The 21,923-nt window shown below is 66.7% G+C and carries 19 protein-coding genes; 16 read left to right on the forward strand and 3 right to left on the reverse strand.

Annotated elements, in window-relative coordinates:
- Positions 1-65 precede the first annotated feature (65 nt).
- The gene (locus OSH10_RS05405) at positions 66-845 is read left to right on the forward strand and encodes a UTRA domain-containing protein (RefSeq protein ID WP_266330594.1); all 780 of its coding nucleotides are present in this window, start codon (positions 66-68) and stop codon (positions 843-845) included.
- Between the two features lie 32 nt (positions 846-877).
- Positions 878-2,557, forward strand: a complete 1,680-nt coding sequence (gene dhaL / locus OSH10_RS05410; protein ID WP_266330595.1) for a dihydroxyacetone kinase subunit DhaL — start codon at positions 878-880, stop codon at positions 2,555-2,557.
- Positions 2,558-2,616: 59 nt separating this feature from the next.
- Here the strand turns inward: dhaL and hutC are convergent, their stop codons facing one another.
- A complete protein-coding gene (hutC, locus tag OSH10_RS05415) occupies positions 2,617-3,336 on the reverse strand; it encodes a histidine utilization repressor (protein ID WP_266330596.1) in 720 nt (239 codons plus the stop codon).
- A 59-nt stretch (positions 3,337-3,395) separates the two neighbouring features.
- A complete protein-coding gene (locus OSH10_RS05420) occupies positions 3,396-4,742 on the reverse strand; it encodes a formimidoylglutamate deiminase (RefSeq protein ID WP_266330597.1) in 1,347 nt (448 codons plus the stop codon).
- Between the two features lie 133 nt (positions 4,743-4,875).
- On the opposite strand from OSH10_RS05420, the gene hutI reads away from it, so the two are divergent.
- The 13 genes from hutI to OSH10_RS05485 all read left to right on the forward strand — a co-directional run bounded on the left by hutI (position 4,876) and on the right by OSH10_RS05485 (position 18,676).
- A complete protein-coding gene (gene hutI / locus OSH10_RS05425; RefSeq protein WP_323181555.1) occupies positions 4,876-6,075 on the forward strand; it encodes an imidazolonepropionase in 1,200 nt (399 codons plus the stop codon).
- The gene (gene hutH, locus OSH10_RS05430) at positions 6,075-7,616 is read left to right on the forward strand and encodes a histidine ammonia-lyase (protein ID WP_266330598.1); all 1,542 of its coding nucleotides are present in this window, start codon (positions 6,075-6,077) and stop codon (positions 7,614-7,616) included. Before hutI ends, hutH begins: the two co-directional genes overlap by 1 nt.
- Entirely contained in the window at positions 7,613-8,428 is an 816-nt protein-coding gene (gene hutG / locus OSH10_RS05435; RefSeq protein ID WP_266330599.1) for an N-formylglutamate deformylase, read from the forward strand. The genes hutH and hutG overlap by 4 nt, the downstream gene beginning before the upstream one ends.
- Complete coding sequence (hutU, locus tag OSH10_RS05440; RefSeq protein WP_266330600.1) at positions 8,425-10,095, forward strand: urocanate hydratase; 1,671 nt, start codon at positions 8,425-8,427, stop codon at positions 10,093-10,095. The genes hutG and hutU overlap by 4 nt, the downstream gene beginning before the upstream one ends.
- Positions 10,095-10,673 (forward strand): HutD/Ves family protein, encoded by a 579-nt coding sequence (locus OSH10_RS05445; protein WP_266330601.1) that lies wholly within the window; start codon positions 10,095-10,097, stop codon positions 10,671-10,673. Before hutU ends, OSH10_RS05445 begins: the two co-directional genes overlap by 1 nt.
- Positions 10,674-11,031: 358 nt before the next feature.
- Positions 11,032-12,183, forward strand: coding sequence for a transporter substrate-binding domain-containing protein (locus OSH10_RS05450; RefSeq protein WP_266330602.1), 1,152 nt, complete (start codon positions 11,032-11,034; stop codon positions 12,181-12,183).
- Positions 12,180-12,839, forward strand: coding sequence for an ANTAR domain-containing response regulator (locus OSH10_RS05455; protein ID WP_266330603.1), 660 nt, complete (start codon positions 12,180-12,182; stop codon positions 12,837-12,839). The genes OSH10_RS05450 and OSH10_RS05455 overlap by 4 nt, the downstream gene beginning before the upstream one ends.
- A 20-nt stretch (positions 12,840-12,859) precedes the next feature.
- Positions 12,860-14,098 carry an urea ABC transporter substrate-binding protein gene (locus OSH10_RS05460; RefSeq protein ID WP_266330604.1) on the forward strand — a complete coding sequence of 413 codons (1,239 nt, stop codon included), beginning with the start codon at positions 12,860-12,862 and terminating at the stop codon, positions 14,096-14,098.
- Positions 14,099-14,293: 195 nt separating this feature from the next.
- Positions 14,294-15,166 carry an ABC transporter permease subunit gene (locus OSH10_RS05465; protein WP_266330605.1) on the forward strand — a complete coding sequence of 291 codons (873 nt, stop codon included), beginning with the start codon at positions 14,294-14,296 and terminating at the stop codon, positions 15,164-15,166.
- Positions 15,167-15,183: 17 nt separating this feature from the next.
- Positions 15,184-16,245: an ABC transporter permease subunit gene (locus OSH10_RS05470; protein ID WP_266330606.1), complete on the forward strand. Its 1,062-nt coding sequence runs from the start codon at positions 15,184-15,186 to the stop codon at positions 16,243-16,245.
- Positions 16,245-16,961: an ABC transporter ATP-binding protein gene (locus tag OSH10_RS05475; RefSeq protein ID WP_266330607.1), complete on the forward strand. Its 717-nt coding sequence runs from the start codon at positions 16,245-16,247 to the stop codon at positions 16,959-16,961. Before OSH10_RS05470 ends, OSH10_RS05475 begins: the two co-directional genes overlap by 1 nt.
- A complete protein-coding gene (locus OSH10_RS05480; protein ID WP_266330608.1) occupies positions 16,954-17,664 on the forward strand; it encodes an ABC transporter ATP-binding protein in 711 nt (236 codons plus the stop codon). Before OSH10_RS05475 ends, OSH10_RS05480 begins: the two co-directional genes overlap by 8 nt.
- Positions 17,665-17,689: 25 nt before the next feature.
- Positions 17,690-18,676 carry an acetamidase/formamidase family protein gene (locus OSH10_RS05485; protein ID WP_266330609.1) on the forward strand — a complete coding sequence of 329 codons (987 nt, stop codon included), beginning with the start codon at positions 17,690-17,692 and terminating at the stop codon, positions 18,674-18,676.
- A 287-nt stretch (positions 18,677-18,963) separates the two neighbouring features.
- Here the strand turns inward: OSH10_RS05485 and OSH10_RS05490 are convergent, their stop codons facing one another.
- Entirely contained in the window at positions 18,964-19,218 is a 255-nt protein-coding gene (locus tag OSH10_RS05490) for a BrnA antitoxin family protein (protein ID WP_266330610.1), read from the reverse strand.
- A 222-nt stretch (positions 19,219-19,440) separates the two neighbouring features.
- Here OSH10_RS05490 and OSH10_RS05495 point away from each other — a divergent pair, with 222 nt between their 5' ends.
- On the forward strand, positions 19,441-21,900 hold the full coding sequence (locus OSH10_RS05495; protein ID WP_266330611.1) for an alpha-ketoacid dehydrogenase subunit alpha/beta: 2,460 nt from the start codon (positions 19,441-19,443) through the stop codon (positions 21,898-21,900).
- The last annotated feature ends 23 nt before the right edge of the window (positions 21,901-21,923 follow it).

Here is a 21,923-nt window from a genome sequence, read left to right on the forward strand (position 1 = left end):
TATCCTGATGCTCAGGACGGGCAGAATCGGAGAGGATCATCATTCATGAGGCAAGGGGTATCTCCGTGACCGTCCGCGAATCCGGAAATGCCACCCGGGTCGAAGGCTCGAGCCTGTCGGAGACGATCCGGCGCGACGTCGAGGCCAACATCATGTCGGGCCTCTGGGCGCCGGGAGAGCGCATCCCGAGCGAGCAGGAATTCATGGCGCAGTATCACTGCTCGCGCATGACGGTGAACCGGGTGCTGTCGCGCTTGTCCGAGCGCGGGCTGATCCTGCGCCGCCGCAAGGCGGGATCGTTCGTCGCGCCGCCGCGCCAGGACAGCGCGATGTTCCTGGAAATCCGGGACTTTGCCCGCGAGGCCGCGGGGCAGGGTCGCCCCTACCGCCACGAGATCCTGCTTCGGCGGATCGAGAAGCTCTCCGAGGTCCGCGCGCTCAGCCTGCGGCTCGTGCCCGGGCTGCCGGTTCTGCGTGTCCTCTGCCTGCATGTGCTGGACGACCAGCCACAAGCCTATGAGGATCGCGTGATCTCGCTCGAGAAGGTCAAGGCGGTGCGCGAGGAGACTTTCGAGGCCGTTCCGCCTGGTACCTGGTTGCTGGGGCATGTTCCCTGGACGGAAGCGCGGCATACCATCCGGGCCATCAATGCCGATGCGACGCTGGCGGGCATTCTCGGCATTCCCGAGCGCGATGCCTGCCTCGTGCTCAACCGCAGGACGTGGCATCAGGCCGAGTTCGTGACGGATGTCGACATCACCTATCCGGGCGAGGGGCACGAGTTGACGGGACAGTTCTCGTCAACGACCGGCCAGGTCGTCTCGCTCGACGTGCCGCACCGATAAGCGGCAGTGAGATATCAAGTGGAGGAGCTGTCTTGAAGAAACTCATCAATGAGATTCCCGTCGTCGTGCGCCAGGCGCTGGAGGGGCTGGTGGCGTTGCATCCGCAACTCGCGCTGCTGGAGGGCGAGACGACCGTGGTGCGCGCCGATATCGAGGCGTTCCGTCAGAGCGGCAAGGTCGCGATCGTGACGGGCGGCGGCGCCGGTCATGAGCCGGCTCATGCCGGGTATGTGGGGCGGGGCATGCTGACCGCGGCCGTCAGCGGCGATGTCTTCGCCTCTCCCAGCACGGACGCGGTCTATGCGGCGGTCAAGGCCGTTGCCGGCCCGGCCGGCGTGCTCGTCATCGTCAAGAATTATACGGGTGATCGGCTGAATTTCGGTCTCGCCGCGGAGATGGCCCGTGCCGATGGCATCCCCGTCGAGGTGGTTGTGGTCGACGATGATGCGGCGCTCGGCTCGGCCGAGCATACGGCGGGCCGGCGCGGCATTGCCGGCACCGTGCTGGTTCACAAGATCGCCGGGGCGGCGGCCGACGCGGGCCTGCCGCTCGACGCGGTCGCAGCCGCGGCGCGGCGGGCAATTGCCAGCGTCGCCTCCATGGGCGTGGCACTTTCCGCCTGCACGGTGCCGGCCGCCGGCAAGGCCAATTTCACCTTGGCCGACAACGAGATGGAACTCGGCCTCGGCATCCATGGCGAGCCGGGCGTGCGCCGCGCGGAAATGGCTCCGGCCCGGGCGATCGTCGTGCAACTCCTCGATACGCTGATCGCCGATCGCGGCATCATGCCCGGCCAGCCGGTCGCCCTGCTGGTGAACAATCTCGGCGCGACGCCGGTCATGGAGCAGACCATCATCGCCGGCGAGGCGCTGAGCGAACTGGCGTCGCGGGGCATCCCGGTGGAGCGCGCCTATTGCGGGACGTTCCTGACGGCGATCGACATGGCCGGCATTTCGCTCAGTCTTCTGGCGGCCGATCCGGAAACCCTGGCCGCCCTGGATGCGGGGACCGAGGCGCCCGCCTGGCCGTCCCAGGGGGGAGCGATCGCTCCGGCGCCGCGCCGCATCGCGGTGGCCGCCAATGCGCAGTCCGATCATGCAGGCACGGGACCGGCGATGCCCGACCGGGTCCTGAATCTTCTGAAGGCCGCCTGCGAGGCGCTGATCGCCGCCGAGCCCGAATTGACCGAAATGGATCGGCTGGTGGGCGATGGCGATATCGGCCACTCCCTGGCGGGCGGGGCCAGCGCGCTTCTGGCCGAGCTCGACGCCTGGCGCGGCAAGCCGGTTGATGCGGTCCTTCAGGCCGTGGGGAGGACGCTCCGACGCAGCGTGGGCGGCACGTCCGGCCCGCTCTATGCGGCCTTTGCGATAGCGGCCGGCCAGCAGGTGACGAAGGGCGCGGCCGATGCCGGCGCCTTCCAGCGCGGGTTCGCTGCCGGCACAGAGGCGATCACGCGGCTTGGCGGCGCGTCCGCCGGCGACCGCACGATGGTCGACGCGCTGCTGCCGGCTGCGGCGTCGCTCGCCCAGCATCCCCGTGATCTCCAAGCCGCGGCCCGGGCGGCGCGGGCCGGCGCCGAAGCGACGAGCGCGATGGCGCCGCGCCGCGGGCGTTCGAGCTATCTCGGCGCGCGTGCGATGGGGCATCCCGATCCGGGCGCGGTCGCGGTGGCGATGCTTCTGGAGGCGATCGCAGCGGGCCGGAGCTAGTCGTTGCGACGGAGCGCTTTCGAGCGGGGAAGGCCGTCTCGCCTCAGGGCGCGAAGGCTCTAGCTCTGCGGCGTGAACCGGGCGACCAGCGTGTGCCGGTCGCCCGGATAGGTGAAGCGCACATAGGTGACCGGCACTTGCATGCTCCAGGTGCGGCGTTCGATGACGAGGCACGCCGTGCCGGCCGCGACGTCGAGCAGCGCGGCGATCTCGGCGTTGGCGCCGGTTGCCTGCACGCGATGCTCGGCGCTGCTCCAGGGCACCTGGTCGAGCAGCCATTGTCCTGGCGTATGCGCTTCGAAGCTGGCGTCCGCCGCCGCCGGCACGGCCTCCAGGTTGATCAGGCGTTCCTCGATGCAGAAGGGCGCTGGGCCGGCGAAGTGCAGCGTGCGTACCTCGAGCAGCCGGCCGCCCTCCGCGACGTCGATCCATCGTCGGTCGTCCTGGCGGGCCCGGCGGTTGCGGCGGCTTTCGACGTGGAAGCGATAGGGTTGCCCGAGCTGCTCGACCTCGTTGCGGATGTCCTGGATCTCCAGCACCGCCGATTGCGCCTGCGGCTGGCGCACGAAACTGCCGGACCGCCTGCGGCGCTCCACGAGGCCGGCCTTGGCGAGCTGCGTCAGCACCTTGTTGACGGTCATCCGCGACACGCCGTACTGCGCGGCGAGATCGATCTCGAAGGGAATGCGGTAGCCGGGCGGCCAGGCGCCGGAGACGATGTTGCCCTCGATCTCGCCCAATATCCGCTGATGCAGTGTTGGATCCTTGTCCGTCTTCATCGTCCGCCCCAATGTCCCTAGGGCAGTAGCACACGGCGCGCCGGTGCGGGCAAGGGTTCTCAGTCCTCCGACAGGCGCGCCATCGTCGCGCGGTAGTGGGCCTCGATGGCGTCGCGGCGCCGGTGCCGTCCGCCGGCGACCTGCTTGCTGCCCATGGCCCAGACGCAGTCGACCCGGATGTCGTCGCCGAAGATCCAGCCGTCGAGCAGGGAATCGTCGCGAAGCTGCGGCGCCGCGCGGCCGTCGAGCGCGACCAGGTCGGCCCGGTTGCCGGGCGCGATGCCGGCCGGGTTGGCCAACGCCCGGGCACCCCCGGCGAGGGCGTCCGAAAACAAGGCGCGGCCGGTCGAGCCGTTGGCATCGGCGATGGCGTTGCGGATCCGGAGGCCGAGGCGCTGCGAATATTCGTACTGGCGCAGTTCGCCGGCGAGCGAAATCGAGACGTTCGAATCGCTGCCGACCGCGAAGCGGCCGCCCGCGGCGCGGAAGGCCGTGCCGGCGAAGATGCCGTCGCCCAGATTGGCCTCGGTGATCGGGCAGAGCCCCGCGACCGCGCCGCGCGAGGCCATGTCCCGGATTTCGTCCTCGGTCATGTGGGTCGCATGGATCAGGCACCAGCGTTCGTCGACCGGGGCGTTGTCGAGCAGCAGGCGCACGGGTCGCGCGCCGTGCCGCCGCTCGCAGGCCTCGACCTCCGCCGTCTGTTCCGCGACATGGATGTGGACCGGACCTGCGCCGGCGAGCGGCAGGATCGTGCCGATTTCAGCCAGCGTCGCGGCCCGCAGGCTGTGCGGCGCGATCCCGAGCACCGCGCCGGACTGCTGCGCGACGATCTCCCCCGAACGCTCCATCAGGCGGGCGAACGTGTCGAGCGAGGAGACGAAGCGGCGCTGCTCGGCGAGGGCGGGGGCGGGGCCGAAACCGGCATGCGCGTAGAAGACGGGCAAAAGCGTCAGGCCGATGCCGGTGGACGCGCTGGCGGCCGCGATCCGCGCCGCCATCTCGCCGATATCGGCGTAGGCCGAGCCGTCGCGGTCGTGATGAAGATAGTGGAACTCGCCGACCCTGCCGAAACCCGCCTCGAGCATGCGGACATAGAGCATGGCGGCGACCGCCTCGACATCCTCCGGGCGCATGCCGAGTGCGAAGCGATACATCGTCTCGCGCCACGTCCAGAAACTGTCGTCGCCGGCGCCGCGCCGTTCCGTCAGTCCCGCCATCGCGTGCTGGAAGGCGTGGCTGTGGACGTTGCCGGGAGCCGGCACGAGCACGGCGTGGCGCTCGTCTGCGGGGGCGGGCGCCGCGTCGGAAAGGACCGCTCCGATGCGGCCTTCCGCGATTTCGATACGGACGGCGGAATGCCAGCCATCGGGCAACAGGGCCCGCTCCGCGAATAGGCTCGTCATGTCGGCCGCTCCTTTCGTCCGTGCCGGCCGGCGATGATTCCGGCTTGTCAGGGTTCAAACTATGTATATACATAATGGCTAGCAAGCACCAGCCGCTCGCGATGGGATCGCGCCGCGGCAAAGGAGGCGCAGGGTGAAAATCTGGCAGGACGCAAACCTCGTCACCGTCGCGGACGGAACGGCGCGCATCATCCCCGACGCGGCGATCGCGGTCAGGGAAGGGCGCATCGTCTTCGCCGGTCCGCGTATCGACTGTCCGATTGAGGCCGGCGCCGAGACGGTCCCGCTCGGCGGGCGTTTGGTGACGCCGGCACTGATCGATTGCCATACTCATCTCGTGCATGGCGGCCATCGTGCCCGTGAATTCGAGATGCGGTTGGCCGGCGCCAGCTACGAGGAAGTTGCACGCGCGGGCGGTGGCATCGTCTCGACCGTCTCGGCCACCCGGGCGCTGGATGTCGACGGCATGGTGGCGACAGCGCTGCCGCGCCTCGATGCGCTGCTGGCCGAGGGCGTCGGCACGGTCGAGATCAAGTCGGGCTACGGGCTCAGCATCGCCAGCGAACTCGACATGCTGCGCGCCGCGCGGCGGCTCGCCACCCTGCGCCCGGTCCGCATCGTCACGAGCTATCTCGCTGCCCATGCCATCCCGGCGGAATATCGCGGCCGCGGCGACGACTATGTCGCCGAGGTGGTCCTGCCCGGTCTGAGGCAGGGCCACGCCGAGGGCCTGATCGACGCGGTCGACGGATTCTGCGAAGGGATTGCTTTCTCGCCGGTCCAGATGGCGCGCGTCTTCGATCTCGCGGTCGAACTGGGCCTGCCGGTCAAGCTTCACGCCGAGCAATTGTCCGATCTCGGCGGCGCGGCGCTGGTCTCGCGCTATGGCGGCCTCTCGGCCGATCATCTCGAATATCTCGATGACGAAGGCATCGCGGCGATGGCCGGGGCCGGCACGGTCGCCGTGCTGTTGCCCGGCGCGTTCTACACGCTCAAGGAGACCCGGAAGCCCCCGGTATCGGCGCTGCGCGCCGCCGGCGTTCCGATGGCGGTGGCGACCGACTGCAATCCAGGCACCTCGCCGCTGACCTCGATGCTGCTCGCCATGAACATGGCTGCGACCCTGTTCGGCCTCACCGTCGACGAATGTCTCGCCGGCGCGACGCGCCATGCGGCCAGGGCGCTCGGGCTCGCCGACGAGACGGGCACGCTGGAGGCCGGCAAGAGCGCCGATTTCGCTGTCTGGGACGTCGGGTCTCCCGCTGAACTCATCTACCGCCTCGGATTCAACCCTCTCCACGCCCGCATCGCGCGCGGCGAAAGGACTTCGTAATGGCCATCACGCTGCAACCCGGCGCCGTCTCGCTCGCGACGCTGGAGACCATCTACTGGACCGGCGAGCCGGCGCATCTCGACCCTGTCTGCGATCCGGCCATTGAGAAGGCAGCCGCGCGCATTGCCGAGATCGCCTCGGGCGACGCGCCCGTCTATGGAATCAACACCGGCTTCGGCAAGCTCGCCTCGATCCGGATCGCACCGGCCGATGTCGCGACGCTGCAGCGCAACCTGATCCTGTCGCATTGCTGTGGCGTCGGTGTGCCTCTGGCCGAGAACGTCGTCCGCCTGATCCTGTCGCTGAAGCTGATCTCGCTCGGTCGGGGCGCTTCGGGCGTACGGCTCGAGATCGTCCGTCTGATCGAGGCGATGCTCGAAAAAGGCGTGGTCCCGGTCATTCCCGAGAAGGGCTCCGTCGGCGCTTCCGGCGATCTCGCGCCGCTCGCGCATATGGCGGCCGTGATGATGGGCGAGGGGGAGGCCTTCTATCAGGGCCAGCGCCTTGCCGGCGCGGCGGCGCTGGCGAAGGCCGGCCTGGCGCCGATCGTGCTGGCGGCCAAGGAAGGGCTGGCGCTGATCAACGGCACGCAGGCTTCGACCGCCCTGGCGCTGGCCGGCCTGTTCCGCGCTCACCGCGCCGCCCAGTCGGCCGTGATCACGGGCGCGATGTCGACCGACGCGGCGATGGGATCGCCCGCTCCGTTCCATGCCGAGATCCATACGCTGCGCGGCCATCGCGGCCAGCAGGACGTCGCGGCGAGCCTCCGGGCGCTACTGGATCGGTCCGAGATCCGCGAGAGCCATGTCGAGGGCGACGAACGCGTGCAGGATCCATATTGCATCCGCTGCCAGCCGCAGGTCGACGGCGCCTGCCTCGATCTGCTCCGCAGCGCCGGAGCCACGCTGGAGATCGAGGCCAACGCCGTCACCGACAATCCTCTGGTGCTCTCGGACGGATCGGTCGTTTCGGGTGGCAATTTCCACGCCGAGCCGGTTGCCTTCGCCGCCGACCAGATCGCCATCGCCATCTGCGAGATCGGCGCGATCGCGCAGCGGCGCATCGCCTTGCTGGTGGACCCGGCTCTCTCGCACGGCCTGCCGGCCTTCCTTGCCAAGTCGCCGGGTCTCAACTCGGGCCTGATGATCGCCGAGGTGACCTCGGCCGCCCTGATGTCCGAGAACAAGCAGATGTCGCATCCGGCATCCGTGGATTCGACGCCGACCTCGGCCAACCAGGAAGACCACGTCTCCATGGCCTGCCATGGCGCGCGGCGGCTGTTGCAAATGACCGACAACCTGTTCTCGATCATCGGCATTGAGCTTCTGACCGCAGCGCAGGGCGTCGAATTCCGCCAGCCGCTGCGGACCGGAACGGAGTTGATCAAGGCGCTCGCCGCTGTCCGCCGCGTCGTGCCGACGCTCGAAATCGATCGCTACATGGCCCCCGATCTCGAGGCGGCTGCTCATCTCGTTGCCGATGGCGTGCTGGTCGCCTCGGTCGATCCGGCGATTCTGGCCGGCATGAGGGTGGGCGCGTGACGGGGATCGTCGCCGTTGCGCGCGGGGAGTCGCCCGTCATCCTCGCCTTTCCGCACAGCGGCACGGCGATGCCGCCGGCGATCCGGGAGAGGCTGAACGACAATGGCCGCATCCTGTCCGATACGGATTGGCACCTGCCGCGCCTCTATGACGGGCTGCTGCCGGAGGCGACGACGGTGCGGGCCGAGCAACACCGCTACGTCATCGACCTGAACCGTGATCCGAGTGGCGCCAGCCTCTATCCCGGCCAAAACACGACGGCGCTGGTGCCGCTGACCGATTTCGACAATGTCGCGATCTGGAAGGCGGGGGCCGAGCCGGACGCGGACGAGATCGCGCGCCGCCGCGCGCAGTATCACGCGCCCTATCACGCGGCGCTTGAGGCCGAGATCGCCCGCGTCAAGGCGCTTCGCGGCATCGCGGTCGTCTATGACTGCCACTCCATTCGCTCGCACATTCCCTTCCTGTTCGAGGGCCGGCTGCCGGACCTCAATATCGGCACCGACATGGGGCGGACCTGCGCGGCCGAGATCGAGGCCGCGGCGGCGATGACCGTCGAAGCGGCGCCGGGCTTCACCAGCGTGCTGAACGGTCGCTTTCGCGGCGGCTGGACCACGCGCCATTACGGCCGTCCGGAGACCGGCGTGCACGCCATCCAGATGGAACTGGCGCAGGCCACCCATCTCGCCACGGAAACCGCGCCCTTCGGCTATGACGCCGAGCGGGCTGACCGGCTGCGCGCTGTCCTGCGCGTGGTCCTCGAGCGCGTCGAAACCGCTGCGCTCTCACTCGCATCCCAGAGGACGACATGAACGACCCCCGCTACAACAGCCGCACCGTGCGGGCGCCGCGCGGCACCGAGCTTTCCGCGAAGAGCTGGCAGACCGAGGCGCCGCTCCGGATGCTGATGAACAATCTCGATCCCGACGTGGCCGAGAACCCGCATGAGCTGGTCGTCTATGGCGGCATCGGCCGCGCCGCGCGGACCTGGCAGGATTTCGACCGCATCGTCGATAGCCTGAAGACGCTCTCCGAGAACGAGACGCTGCTGGTGCAGTCGGGCAAGCCGGTCGGCGTCTTCCGCACCCATGCCGACGCGCCGCGCGTGCTGATCGCCAATTCCAACCTCGTGCCGCACTGGGCGAACTGGGATCATTTCAACGAACTCGACCGCAAGGGCCTCGCCATGTACGGCCAGATGACGGCCGGTTCGTGGATCTATATCGGCACGCAGGGCATCGTGCAGGGCACCTACGAGACCTTCGTCGAGGCGGGGCGCCAGCACTATCACGGCGATCTGAAGGGGCGCTGGATCCTGACCGCCGGCCTCGGCGGCATGGGCGGCGCCCAACCGCTCGCCGCCGTCATGGCCGGCGCCTGCTGCCTCGCCATCGAGTGCAATCCCGATTCGATCGATTTCCGCCTGCGCACCCGCTATCTCGACGAGAAGGCCGGGACGCTGGACGAGGCGCTCGCCATGATCGAGCGTTGGACCAGGGCGGGCGAAGCGAAGTCGGTCGGCCTGCTCGGCAACGCGGCCGAGATCCTGCCGGAACTCGTCCGGCGCGGTGTGCGCCCCGATATCGTCACCGACCAGACCTCGGCGCATGATCCGATCAACGGCTATCTTCCCAAGGGCTGGACGCTGGCCGAATGGCGCGCGCGCCGCGAGAGCGATCCGAAGGCGGTCGAGCGGGCCGCGCGCGCCTCGATGCGGGAGCATGTCGAGGCGATGGTCGCCTTCTGGGATCGCGGCGTGCCGACACTCGATTATGGCAACAACATCCGCCAGGTCGCCAAGGACGAGGGTTTCGAAAACGCCTTCGTCTTCCCAGGCTTCGTGCCGGCCTATATCCGTCCCCTGTTCTGCCGGGGCGTCGGGCCATTCCGCTGGGTCGCGCTTTCGGGGGATCCGGAGGACATCTACAAGACCGACGCGAAGGTGCGCGAACTGACGCCCGGCAACACGCATCTGCACAACTGGCTCGACATGGCGCGCGAGCGGATCGCCTTCCAGGGGCTGCCGGCGCGGATCTGCTGGGTCGGCCTCGGCGACCGCCACCGGCTCGGTCTCGCCTTCAACGAGATGGTGCGGAATGGCGAGCTGAAGGCGCCTGTCGTCATTGGCCGCGACCATCTCGATTCCGGCTCGGTCGCTTCGCCGAACCGCGAGACGGAAGCGATGCGCGACGGCTCGGACGCGGTCTCGGACTGGCCGCTGCTGAACGCGCTGCTCAATACCGCCTCGGGCGCCACCTGGGTGTCGCTGCATCATGGTGGCGGCGTCGGCATGGGCTTTTCGCAGCATGCGGGCATGGTTATCTGCGCCGACGGCAGCGATGCGGCGGCCGAGCGGCTCGGCCGTGTCCTCTGGAACGACCCCGCGTCGGGCGTCATGCGCCATGCCGATGCCGGCTACGACATCGCCCTCGACTGTGCCCGCGAACAGGGGCTCAACCTGCCGGGCATCCTCGGCTGATGGCCGCGCGGCTGCTGAGGCGGTCTGATCATCGCCGCATGCCGTGGAAGAACGGCGGCGGCGAGACGATCGAGATCGCCGTCGGCCCCGACGGGGCAGGGCTCGACGATTTCGACTGGCGCGTCAGCCTCGCGCGGGTCGAGCGCGACGGGCCATTCTCCGTCTTTCCGGGCATCGACCGTACGTTGAGTATCGTCGAGGGCCGAGGTATCGCGCTCGCCTTCGGCGGCGGCAGAACGGTGACGTTGACGGGCGGCGACGCGCCGTTTGCTTTCCCCGGGGACGTGGCCGTGGAAGGGCGGTTGATCGACGGGCCGCTCGTCGATCTGAACGTCATGACGCGACGGGGAACGGCCCGGTCCGAGGTGTCGAGGTTCACGGGCTCCCTGCAGATCGATCAACAGTCGGCCGAGGCCTCGATAGTCTATTGCCATGCCGGGCGATGCAGGGTGGTGACGGAGGACGCCTCCCACTGGGTCGGTGCCGGTGACGCGCTGATGGTCGTCGAGCCGCGGCATGTGTCGATCGATGCCGACGCGGAGGCGTATCAGGTCCGGATCCTCCTGGCGGGTGCCTGAGGGCGCATCGGGTGCTTGTTCAAGCCCGGCCGGGCGATTGCCTCCTCCACGACACGCTATGGCTGCCGGCGGGAACTCCTGCAGGCAGAAACCCAAGGCCCCCGCGGAAACAAGCGGAACGTCAGCGGCCCCATGGCGGCGAAGATGGCGCTCGCGATGTCTGAAACGCCCCTGGAATTCCTGCTTGACAATATGGCTGGCCGGGATAGTCTAAAAAACAAGCGCACGGCAGAGCTGCCTATATTTGCGCCATCTGAATTAAACATTTCCAACGGCGCCGCTCGGAAGCGGATGCTTGGTTGGTGGCACCGAAGCCCGCGATCGTTCGATCGGCGGGTTTTTTTGTTTTGGGCGGGGCATGTCGGCAAAGCACTATCGTATCGGCGTGATGTTTTCGACGACGGGGTCCTACAACGTCGTCGCTCGCTCCATGCTGAATGGCGCGCTTCTGGCATTTGGCGAGGCGGCGGCGCAGTCCGGCATCACCGTCGAGCCCGTCGTGGTCAATCCGAACGGGGAATTGGCGCGCTATGCGGAGCTTAGCCAGCAGCTGATCGCCTCCGGAATCCGCCATGTCGTCGGCTGCTACACCTCTTCGAGCCGCAAGGAGGTCATCCCCTGTTTCGAAAAGCACGATGCCCTGCTCTGGTATCCCTCGCACTATGAGGGATTCGAAAGCTCGGCCAATGTCATCTACACCGGCGCCTCGCCCAACCACCACGTCGCGTTGCTGGTCGACCATCTCCTGTCGAGCGGGCGGCGTCGCGCTGTCTGTGTCGGTTCCAACTATATCTGGGCGTGGGAGAACAACAGGATCCTGCGCGAGGCCCTGATGACCCGGCGCGGCCAGGTCCTGGCGGAGCGTTATTTCGCCATCGGCGACATCGAGTTGCAGCAGGTCGTCGACGAGATCCTGGAGTTGAGGCCGGATTTCGTCTTCAACACGCTGATCGGCACCAGCGCCTATTCGTTCTTCCGCCTGTTGCGGGCAGCCTGCGTGGCTCGTGGCATTGATCAGCCGAAGCAGATTCCCGTTGCCAGCTGCTCGCTGTCCGAGCCGGAACTGGAGGAGATCGGCGCGGAGGCTGTCGATGGGCATCTGAGCTCCAGCGTCTATTTCTCATCGCTCGCGACCCCGGCCAACACGACGTTCACGGAGGGCTATCGCACCGCCTATCCCCACGGGCCCGTGGTTTCGGCGGACGCCGAGGCCTCCTACAACGCCGTCACGCTCCTGATCCAGTCGCTGGCGGATGCCGGTACGGACGAGGTCCAGTCGGTCAAGGCGGCGGTCACGCGCCAGCGCCTCGCTGCGCCGCAGGGAGACGTTTGGATCGATCCGCAGACCCTGCATGCCTGGCTGACGCCGCGCATCGGACGCTCGACCCGCGATGCCCGGTTCGAAGTCATCGTGGAGTCGGCGGTTCCGACCCGGCCCGACCCCTATCTCGTCCAATCGTCGCCGCGCTACGCGCTTGCGCGCACCCCGGAACTGAAGGTGGTGAAATGACCGCTCCGCGATTGCTTCAGAATTTCAAGGGCAGTCGGGCGTTGATCGTCACGACCAACCGTGTCGCCGTGGAGGCGCTGGAATCGACATTGGTCAAGCTCGGCGTCGTGTCGGAATTCCCCGAGATCCGCGACGGCCGCGCCGAACTGGATCTCGCTCAGCTCGATCCGGATCGCGACATCCTGTTCGTCGACGGCGATCTCCACGAGGGTCTCGGCCTGGAGGGCGGGCCGGACGGCCGTCTATCCGCCGTTCCGGTGATCGGCCTCGTCGGCGTTGAGGCGCCGAGCCGGCTGAAGAGCCTGGTCCAGCTCGGCGCCACGTCGTTTCTGCGCAAGCCCGTGCACGGATCCGCCGTCTATATGGCGCTCTTCCTGGGCGTGAACCAGTTCCTGCTGCGCGGCGCCCTGCGCGCGCGGATCGAAGACATGGAGCGTCGCCGTCACGGCCGCCGCTTCGTCATCAAGGCGATCATTCGCCTGATGAGCCATGCGGGCATCGACGACGATGCCGCCTATGACCTGCTCCGGCGCGAAAGCATGCGATCGCGTCTGAGCCTGGAAGACTACTGCGAGGAATACCTCCGTAGAGGGGCCAACGAGCCCATACGACTGGCGCAGGGCGAGATGCCTGAAAAACGCGCCAACCGGGACTAGATCACAGAGGAGAAGCTGAAATGTCAGGGAATTTTGCAAGGGGGCTGCGAGCCGCGGCCCTCGCAGGGACGGTTTTGCTCGGCGCCGGACCTGCTTCTGCCGCCGATCCGATCAAGCTCGGCGTGCTCGAGGATCAGTCCGGCGACTTCGCCGCCGCGACGATCGGCAAGGTGCATGCCATCCAGATTGCCGCCGACGAGATCAACAAGGCCGGCGGCATTGACGGCCGGCCGCTCGAACTCGTCATTTACGACACCCAGTCGGACAACACGCGCTACCAGGAATTCATGCGCCGCGTCTTGCAGCGGGACAAGGTGGACGCCGTCTTCGCCGGCTTCTCATCGGCCTCGCGCGAGGCCTACCGGCCGATCGTCAACCAGTTCGACGGGCTCGCCTTCTACAACAACCAGTATGAAGGCGGCGTCTGCGACGCCAACATGATCGTCACCGGCGCGGTGCCCGAGCAGCAGTTCTCGACGCTCATCCCCTACATGATGGAGACCTACGGCAAGAAGGTCTACACGCTCGCCGCCGACTACAATTTTGGCCAGATCTCGGCCGAATGGGTGCGCAACATCGTCAAGGAGAATGGTGGCGAGATGGTCGGCGAGGAGTTCATCCCGCTCGGCGTGTCGCAGTTCTCGCAGTCGATCCAGAATATCCAGAAGGCGAAGCCCGACTTCGTCGTCACGCTGCTGGTCGGCACGCCGCAGGCCTCCTATTACGAGCAGGCCTCCGCCGCCAACGTCAATCTGCCGATGGCCTCGTCGGTCAATGTCGGCCAGGGCTACGAGCACAAGCGCTTCAAGCCGCCGAGCCTGAAGGACATGTACGTCACCACCAACTACATCGAGGAAGTCGATACGCCGGCGAGCAAGGCTTTCGTGGCGAAGTTCAAGGCCGCCTATCCCGACGAGCCCTATGTCAACCAGGAAGCCGAGAACTCCTATCTCGCCGTCTATCTCTACAAGCAGATGGTCGAGCGGGCGAAGTCGACCAAGCGCGACGATCTCCGGGCGGAGATCGCCAAGGGCGACGTCTGCATGGACGCGCCGGAAGGCAAGGTCTGTCTCGACCCGAAGAGCCAGCATATGTCGCACACCATCTACCTGGCGAAGGTCGGCGCCGATCACTCGATCACCTTCCCGAAGGTGTGGCAGGACATCAAGCCGTACTGGCTGGGCGAGGCAGGCTGCGATCTGACCAAGAGCGATCCGAGCGAGCAGTACACGCCCTCGAATCCGCCGTCGAAGTCCTGATCGCGATGCGCTCCGAAGGATGAGAGCGGGTGCCCGGCGCTGTGCCGGGCACCCGTCTTCGGCGTGTCCACGATCCCGGCTTCGCCGGATCCTCCAGACCTCGCCCGACGCGGCGCCCGCGCGGGACCCATGGCGGGACCTCCGCGACGGGCTGCTTCCTGGCAGCGTACTTTCGAACCCAAAGGCCCATTGACGATGGACGCCATCACTGTCGCCTTCGCGGCGCTCTACCAATTTGGCGACGCCTTCGCCTTTCTCGTTCTGTCGGCCTGCGGCCTGGCGGTGATCTTCGGCATGATGGGCGTGATCAATCTCGCCCATGGCGAATTCATCATGTGCGGCGCCTACGTGACCGTCTCCGGCGCCAATGCCGGCCTGCCGCTACCGCTGGCGATCCTCCTCGGCGCGCTGGTGTCGGCCGCCGTCGGTGCGCTGGTCGAGCGGCTGGTGGTGCGTCATCTCTATGAACGCCCGCTCGACACCATCGTCGCCACCTGGGGTCTCAGCCTGATCGCCACCCAGGGCACGCTGATCGTGCTGGGCTCGACGATGGGAGGCATCGGCACGCCGCTCGGCAGCTTCCAGATCGGCGGCTATTCCTATTCCGTCTATCGCCTCGTCCTCTTCGTCATGGCGATCGCGGTGCTGGCGGGGCTCTATGTGCTGTTCAACTGGACGCGCTTCGGCGTGATGGCGCGCGCGACCATCCAGGTGCCGCACATGGCGGCAGCGCTCGGGGTCGACACGCGCATGGTCTACAGCCTGACCTTCGCGCTCGGTGCCGGCCTCGCCGGACTGACGGGCGGGCTCTATGCGCCGACCATGACGCTGGTCCCGACCATGGGCACCACCTTCATCATGGAGGCCTTCGTGACCGTGGTCGTCGGCGGCGCCGATGTCTTCCTCGGAACCGCTCCCGCCGCCGTCATCCTCGCCATCGTCAAGTCGGCGATGACCTCCTGGCAGGGCCAGCTCTTTGGCCAGATCGGCCTGCTGCTCGCCGTCATCGTCGTCATCCGGGTCCTGCCCAAGGGTATTTCCGGCTTCCTGCTGCGCGAACGCACCTGAGCCGTGGGAGCATCATCATGAACGCATTATCCCGCTTCTTCGCCCGGTTGGAGGGGCCGCAGACGATCGGCAGGGGGCCTGTCTTCTGGGTCGGCTTCCTGATCGTTCTGGCTGGCGCCTGCTCCTATCCGATGTTCAGCGACGGCTATACCGTCGGCAACACGGTGTATTTCTTCACCTGGGTCTTCATGGCCCTCGGCCTCAGCCTGATCTGGGGCTATGGCGGCTCGCTCAGCTTCGGCCAGACCGCGTTCTTCGGCATCGCCGGCTACAGCTACGGCGTGCTGACGCTGAATTTCGGCGCGGCCTACGGCTTCACCCTGGTTGCCGTGGTGATCGCCCTGGTCATCGCCGCGCTCGCCGCGCTGCTGCTGGGCTACTTCCTGTTCTTCGGCCGCATCTCGGGCGTGTTCCTCGGCATCGTCACCCTGTCGGTGACCCTGGTGCTCGAACGCTTCATGGCCCAGACGGCCGGGCCCGAATGGGCGATCGGCAAGGCGCGGCTGAACGGCTTCAACGGTATGAGCAACATGCCGCCGCTGACCATTCCCTGGCCGGGTGGCGACATCATCCTGTATCCGGATGTCCAGCTCTACTATGTCGTGCTCGGGCTGCTGGTGCTGGTCTATCTCGGCCTGCGCATCCTGGTGAACTCGTCCTTCGGCAACGTCCTGGTCGCGATCCGCGAGAACCCGGAACGGGCCGAAATGCTCGGTTACGACATCCGCAAATACCAGCTCGGCGCGTTCGTCATCGGCGCTGTCCTCGCTGGTCTGTCCGGCGTGCTCTACACGAGCTGGGGCCAGTACATCACACCGTCCAGCATGGGCATGACGGCGGCTGCGCTGCCGATCGTCTGGGTCGCCGTCGGCGGGCGCTCCGATCTGACGGCGACGCTGATCGGCACGCTGGTGGTGCTGTCGGGTTTCCAGGCCCTCACCATCCACGGCGCCCAGTACGCGCTCGTCGTCATGGGCTTCCTGCTGGTGCTGACCGTGCTGCTGGCGCCGCGCGGCATCATCCTGGCAGCGGCCGGTCTGCTCGGCCGGTTCGGCAAGTCCAAGCAGGGAGGTGCGTGATGGCGCTTCTCCAAACCCGCGCGCTGAACAAGCGTTTCGGCGGCCTGCATGTCACCAACAATGTCGATCTCTCGCTCGAAGCCGGCGAAGTGCATTGCCTCATCGGCCCGAACGGCGCCGGCAAGAGCACGCTGTTCCGCCTCGTCCTCGGGGAGCACAGCCCGAGCAGCGGCCAGATCCTGTTCGCCGGCGAGGACATCACCGCGCTGAAATCCTTCCAGCGCATCCGGCGCGGCATGAGCGTCAAGTTCCAGGTTCCCGGGATCTTCAAGGCGCTCAGCGTCCGCCAGAACCTCGAGACGGCCATGCAGCACCACTATCCCGCCGCCTCGCTGCATGAGGAGATCGACCGGTTGCTCGAGTTCCTCAAGCTGTCGGGCGAGAGCCGGCAGCTCGCCGGCAATCTGAGTCACGGCCAGAAGCAGTGGCTGGAGATCGGCATGGCGATCAGTCTGAAGCCGAAGCTGTTGCTGCTGGACGAACCGACAGCCGGCATGTCGCCGGAGGAGACGCACATGACCGGTGAGATGGTGCGGCGACTGAACGCCGACGGCATGACCGTGCTCGCCGTCGAGCACGACATGGCCTTTGTCCGCCAGGTCGCCGACAAGGTCACCGTCCTCCATCTCGGCCAGGTCTTCGCGCAAGGGTCGATCGACCAGATCGTCGCCGACGAGCGCGTGGCGGCCATCTATCTGGGGCAAGCCCATGGTTAAGGAAACGTTGCTTTCGACCAAGGGGCTGCGCGCCGGCTATGGCGGCAAGCCCGTGCTGCAGGGGCTCGACCTCGACGTCCGCCAAGGCGAGATCGTTGCCGTCATCGGCCGCAACGGCGTCGGCAAGTCCACGCTGATGAAAAGCCTGATCGGTCTCGTGCCGACGATGGACGGATCCATCCTTTATCAGGGCGGGGATATCGGCAGCCTGCCGACGCACAAGCGCGCCCGCCTCGGTATCGGCTATGTGCCGCAGGGACGCGACGTGTTTCCGCGCCTGACGGTTGCCGAGAACATGGTGGTCGGCGGCCTGCGAAAGAGTGTCACCGAGGCGGACCGCGAGCGCGTGCTCGGCTATTTCCCGATCCTGCGCGAGCGCTGGTCGCAGCGCGCCGGCACCATGTCGGGCGGCCAGCAGCAGCAGCTCGCCATTGGACGCGTGCTGATCGCCGATCCCGAGCTGATCCTGCTCGACGAGCCGTCCGAGGGCATCCAGCCCAACATCGTGCAGGACATCGCCCGCATCATGGTCGAGCTGAACCGGCAAACCGGCGTCACCATCATCCTGGTCGAGCAGAACATCGACATGATCCGGGCCATGGCGCAGCGCTGCTACGTCATGGACAAGGGCCGCATCGTCGCGGAACTCGACCGGAGCGCGCTCGCCGATGGCGAGACCATGCGCCGCCACCTCGCCGTCTGAACGAGACAGTAAAAAGGAGAAAACGATGTCCTGGCTCGAAAATTCCATCATGGCTCGCAAAGGCCTCGCCAAGGGCCAGGCGGGCTCGTCCCATTCGATAACGGAGGCCGATCAGGGCAAGTATCACTATGTCTATGGTCCCTATGTCGAGCCCGTCCTGAAGGTCGATCCCGGCGCCGTCGTCTCGGCCGAGACGCATGACGCGTTCGAGGGCCAGATCCAGCACGAGACGGACAAGCCGAGCGAGATCCTCAACTTTCCGTTCCTGAACCCGCAGAACGGACCGGTCTTCGTCAACGGCGCCGAGAAGGGCGATACGCTCGCCGTCTACATCAAGAGCATCGTCCCGCGCGGACCGCAGCCGCGCGGGACCACCGTGATCATGCCGGATTTCGGCGGCCTGGTGCCGACCGGCGATACCGCCATGCTGAACGCGCCGCTGCCCGAGCGGGTCAAGAAGCTCCACATCGACGAGAACGGCACGAAGTGGAACGACAAGATCACGCTGCCCTATGAGCCCTTCATCGGCACGATCGGTACCTCGCCGGAGATCGAGGCGATCTCGGCGCTGCAGCCGGACTATTACGGCGGCAACATGGACCTGCCGGATGTCGGCGTCGGCGCGGTGATCTACCTGCCGGTCAACACCAAGGGGGCGCTGCTCTATCTCGGTGACTGCCATGCGGCGCAGGGCGACGGCGAACTGTGCGGCGTTGCGATCGAGCATCCGACCGTCACCACGGTACAGATCGACCTGATCAAGGGCTGGTCGCTCAAATGGCCGCGGCTGGAGACGGAGAACTTCATCATGTCGATCGGCTCCAGCCGGCCGATGGAGGACGCCGCCCGCATCGCCTATCGCGACCTGATCCGCTGGATGGCGACCGATTATGGCTTCGACGAGATCGAGGCCTACATGCTGCTGACGCAGTGCGGCCGCGTCCGCCTCGGCAACATGGTTGACCCCAAATACACGCTCGGCGCCTCGATCAAGAAATCATTCCTGGTCTGAGCCTGCCAGCCTCGCAACAACCTGACGGCACTTCGGTGGCGTCAGGATGCCAATGAAATCGAGCGTTCTTCTCTGGTGCCTTCAGCCGCGGTCGTGTTCGCTTCCGGCAATCCCAGGGCCAATGGAGGCTGTTCTCGCCAGGCGGCGACCGGACGACGCGGCAACCAATGCCGGACTCGCTCACGCCGAGCCGCTATTCGTCCCCCGGCGCCCCGCAACTCGTTCGGGAGGCGCTCGTTCGGGCGCCGAAGCCGTCAATCGCGGCGGTCGTCCGAGGCGGTCCGGGTTCAGGGCGCGGTGCCCGTCGGGACCATGCCGTTGGCCACGGCTGCGGCGCGCAATGCGTCATTCATCCGATCCTGCCAGCCGGGGCCGTCCGCCTGGAAGTATTCCAGCACGTCCCGATCGATCCTGAGCGAGACAAGCTCCCTCACATTCGGGAGCGAAGGCGCCTTGATCTCTGCGACCGGCTTCTTCTTGGCGAACACGGCCTCCGCTGCCGCGAACGGGTCCTGGGGGCGACGGGGCCTGTCTGATGGCATGGTTGGTCTTCTTCCTTGGTTGCATGGCTGCTGGCATGTGCGGCCACGACCGCCGCGCCATGGGGCCAGCCATCAATGCTCAATATGAATGGCGGGCACAAGCAGGCTCCGCGCCGTCCTGCTCATTACATTTGTACATTTGATTGGACATATGTCCAGATGCTGCGATATTGATCCCGAACCGGGCCGCGATGCGGCGGCGCCTGATGTTGGAGGGGATCCATGCCCAAGGAAATCACAGTCGACCCGAATATTGTCCGTCAGAGGTCGACGGTTTCTTTCGCGGAGATCCCTGTCAACGCCTATGCGACCCCCTTTTCCGAGGAGCGGGCGCGGCGGGGCGATGCGGCGCTGACGGAAGTCCTCCGCCACATGCTGATCATCCGGGAGTTCGAATCCATGCTGGGTTCGTTCAAGGCGACCGGCGCCTATGCGGGCATCCCCTTCAACTACAAGGGGCCGGCGCACCTTTCGATCGGGCAGGAGGGCGCGGCGGTTGGCGCGGCGCTTGCGCTCGAGCCGGAAGATCACATCTTCGGAAGCCATCGCAGCCATGGTGAATTCATCGCCAAGGGCCTGTCGGCGATCGCGAGGCTGGAGGCGCCTGCGCTTCGGGCCATCATGGCCGGTCACCAGGATGGCGGCCTGCTGCGGGCGGTGGAGACCCATCTGGGCGGCGATGGCAAGGTTCTGGCGGAGAATTTCCTGCTGTTTGGCCTGCTATCGGAAATCTTCATGCGCGCCAACGGCTTCAATGGCGGCATGGGGGGCAGCATGCATGCCTTCTTCCCGCCGTTCGGCGCCTATCCGAACAATGCGATCGTCGGCGCATCCGGCGGGATCGCGACCGGCGCGGCGCTGCGGCGGAAGCTGAGTGGGGCCAAGGGCATCACCGTCGCCAATAGCGGCGATGGCTCGACCGGCTGCGGACCCGTCTGGGAAGCGATGAATTTCGCCTCGATGGCGCAGTTCGAAACGCTCTGGGGCGAGAAGCACGGCGGCCTGCCGGTGCTGTTCTTCTTCAACAACAATTTCTACGCCATGGGCGGCCAGACGATCGGCGAGACGATGGGCTGGGATCGGCTGTCGCGCATCGGCGCGGCGATCAATCCGGCCTCGATGCATGCCGAGACCGTCGATGGCTCCAATCCGCTCGCCGTCGCCGACGCCGTGGCGCGCAAGCGTGCGCTGCTGCTCGAAGGGAAGGGCCCGGCGCTTCTCGATGTCGAGTGCTATCGCATCAGTGGCCACTCGACGACGGATGCCAGCGTCTATCGCTCGCGAGAGGAAATGCAGCTTTGGGAGCCGCATGATCCGATCGTCCTGTTCCAGAGCCAGTTGCTCGCCGAGGGCATCCTGACCGACGAGAGTCTGGCGGCGATGCGGGCTCAGGTCGTCGCGCAGGTCACCGCGGTCACGGCGGCCGCCGTCAATCCCGAGGCGGCGCCGATCGTCGACGTGCGCGCCGATCCGACCCTGATCGGCAAGCTGATGTTCAGCCATCACGAGATCCCGGTTCCGGCGACCCCGGCGCCGCTGCTGGCCGCGCCGGAGACATCGGCCCGCATTCGCCAGAACGCCAAGAAGGCTCGCTTCGGCTTGTCGGAGACGGGCGAAAAGCTGTCCTCGATGCGCGCCATCACCCTTCGGGACGGCCTTTTCGAGGCGGTCCTGCATCACATGACCCAGGATCCGAGCCTGATCGCCTATGGCGAGGAATGCCGCGAATGGGGCGGCGCCTTCGGCGTCTATCGCGGGCTCTCCGAAATCCTGCCCTATGATCGTCTGTTCAACTCGCCGATCTCCGAGGCTGCCATTGTCGCCACGGCGGTTGGATATGCGCTCGAGGGCGGCCGGTCTCTCGTCGAGCTGATGTATGGCGATTTCATCGGCCGCGCCGGCGACGAAATCTTCAACCAGATGGCGAAATGGCACGCAATGTCGGCCGGGGCGCTGAAGGTTCCTGTCGTGCTGCGCTGCTCCGTCGGCAGCAAGTACGGAGCCCAGCATTCGCAGGATTGGTCGTCGCTGGTCGCCCATATTCCTGGCCTCAAGGTGATCTACCCGGCGACGCCCTATGATGCGAAGGGGCTCTTGGCCTCGGCGCTGTCCAGCGACGATCCGGTCGTGTTTTTCGAGAGCCAGCGGCTTTACGACACCGTCGAGCCGTTCCGTACCGAAGGCGTGCCGACCGAGTACTACCGCATCCCGATCGGCGAGCCGGACATCAAGCGGGCCGGGTCGGACCTGACCATACTGACCATCGGACCTTCGCTCTATTCGGCGATGGCGGCCGCGGACGAATTGCAGGCCAATTACGGCATCTCGGCCGAAATCATCGACGCCCGCACGCTGGTGCCGTTCAACTACGACACGGTGCTGGAATCGGTGAAGAAGACCGGGCGGCTCCTGCTGGTTTCCGAAGCGTCCGAGCGCGGCAGCTTCGCCATGACGCTGTCGAGCAACATCACGCGCTTCGCCTATGGCGACCTGAAGGCCGCGCCGCGCGTCCTTGGTTCGCCGAACTGGATCGTGCCGGGGGCCGAGATGGAATCGACCTACTTCCCGCAGGTGGACGACATTCTCGATGCCGTCACCAGCGATTTCTTCCCGGAGAAGCGCGTCAATCGTCGCGGTGTGCGCGATTGGAACGACCTCGATCTTGCCCGCCTCGCGCTCTAGCCGCGTCCCCTGAACCTGGAGGA

It is taken from the genome of Kaistia defluvii, assembly GCF_026343955.1.
Lineage (GTDB): Bacteria > Pseudomonadota > Alphaproteobacteria > Rhizobiales > Kaistiaceae > Kaistia > Kaistia defluvii.

Coding starts and splice junctions, on each gene's coding strand:
- OSH10_RS05445 (WP_266330601.1), top strand. CDS start 10,095: ATGGCCGCGCGGCTGCTGAGGCGGTCTGATCATCGCCGCATGCCGTGG.
- OSH10_RS05490 (WP_266330610.1), bottom strand. CDS start 19,218: ATGCCATCAGACAGGCCCCGTCGCCCCCAGGACCCGTTCGCGGCAGCG.
- OSH10_RS05465 (WP_266330605.1), top strand. CDS start 14,294: ATGGACGCCATCACTGTCGCCTTCGCGGCGCTCTACCAATTTGGCGAC.
- hutH (WP_266330598.1), top strand. CDS start 6,075: ATGGCCATCACGCTGCAACCCGGCGCCGTCTCGCTCGCGACGCTGGAG.
- OSH10_RS05460 (WP_266330604.1), top strand. CDS start 12,860: ATGTCAGGGAATTTTGCAAGGGGGCTGCGAGCCGCGGCCCTCGCAGGG.
- hutU (WP_266330600.1), top strand. CDS start 8,425: ATGAACGACCCCCGCTACAACAGCCGCACCGTGCGGGCGCCGCGCGGC.
- OSH10_RS05480 (WP_266330608.1), top strand. CDS start 16,954: ATGGTTAAGGAAACGTTGCTTTCGACCAAGGGGCTGCGCGCCGGCTAT.
- OSH10_RS05495 (WP_266330611.1), top strand. CDS start 19,441: ATGCCCAAGGAAATCACAGTCGACCCGAATATTGTCCGTCAGAGGTCG.
- OSH10_RS05450 (WP_266330602.1), top strand. CDS start 11,032: ATGTCGGCAAAGCACTATCGTATCGGCGTGATGTTTTCGACGACGGGG.
- OSH10_RS05470 (WP_266330606.1), top strand. CDS start 15,184: ATGAACGCATTATCCCGCTTCTTCGCCCGGTTGGAGGGGCCGCAGACG.
- OSH10_RS05420 (WP_266330597.1), bottom strand. CDS start 4,742: ATGACGAGCCTATTCGCGGAGCGGGCCCTGTTGCCCGATGGCTGGCAT.
- hutC (WP_266330596.1), bottom strand. CDS start 3,336: ATGAAGACGGACAAGGATCCAACACTGCATCAGCGGATATTGGGCGAG.
- OSH10_RS05485 (WP_266330609.1), top strand. CDS start 17,690: ATGTCCTGGCTCGAAAATTCCATCATGGCTCGCAAAGGCCTCGCCAAG.
- OSH10_RS05475 (WP_266330607.1), top strand. CDS start 16,245: ATGGCGCTTCTCCAAACCCGCGCGCTGAACAAGCGTTTCGGCGGCCTG.
- OSH10_RS05455 (WP_266330603.1), top strand. CDS start 12,180: ATGACCGCTCCGCGATTGCTTCAGAATTTCAAGGGCAGTCGGGCGTTG.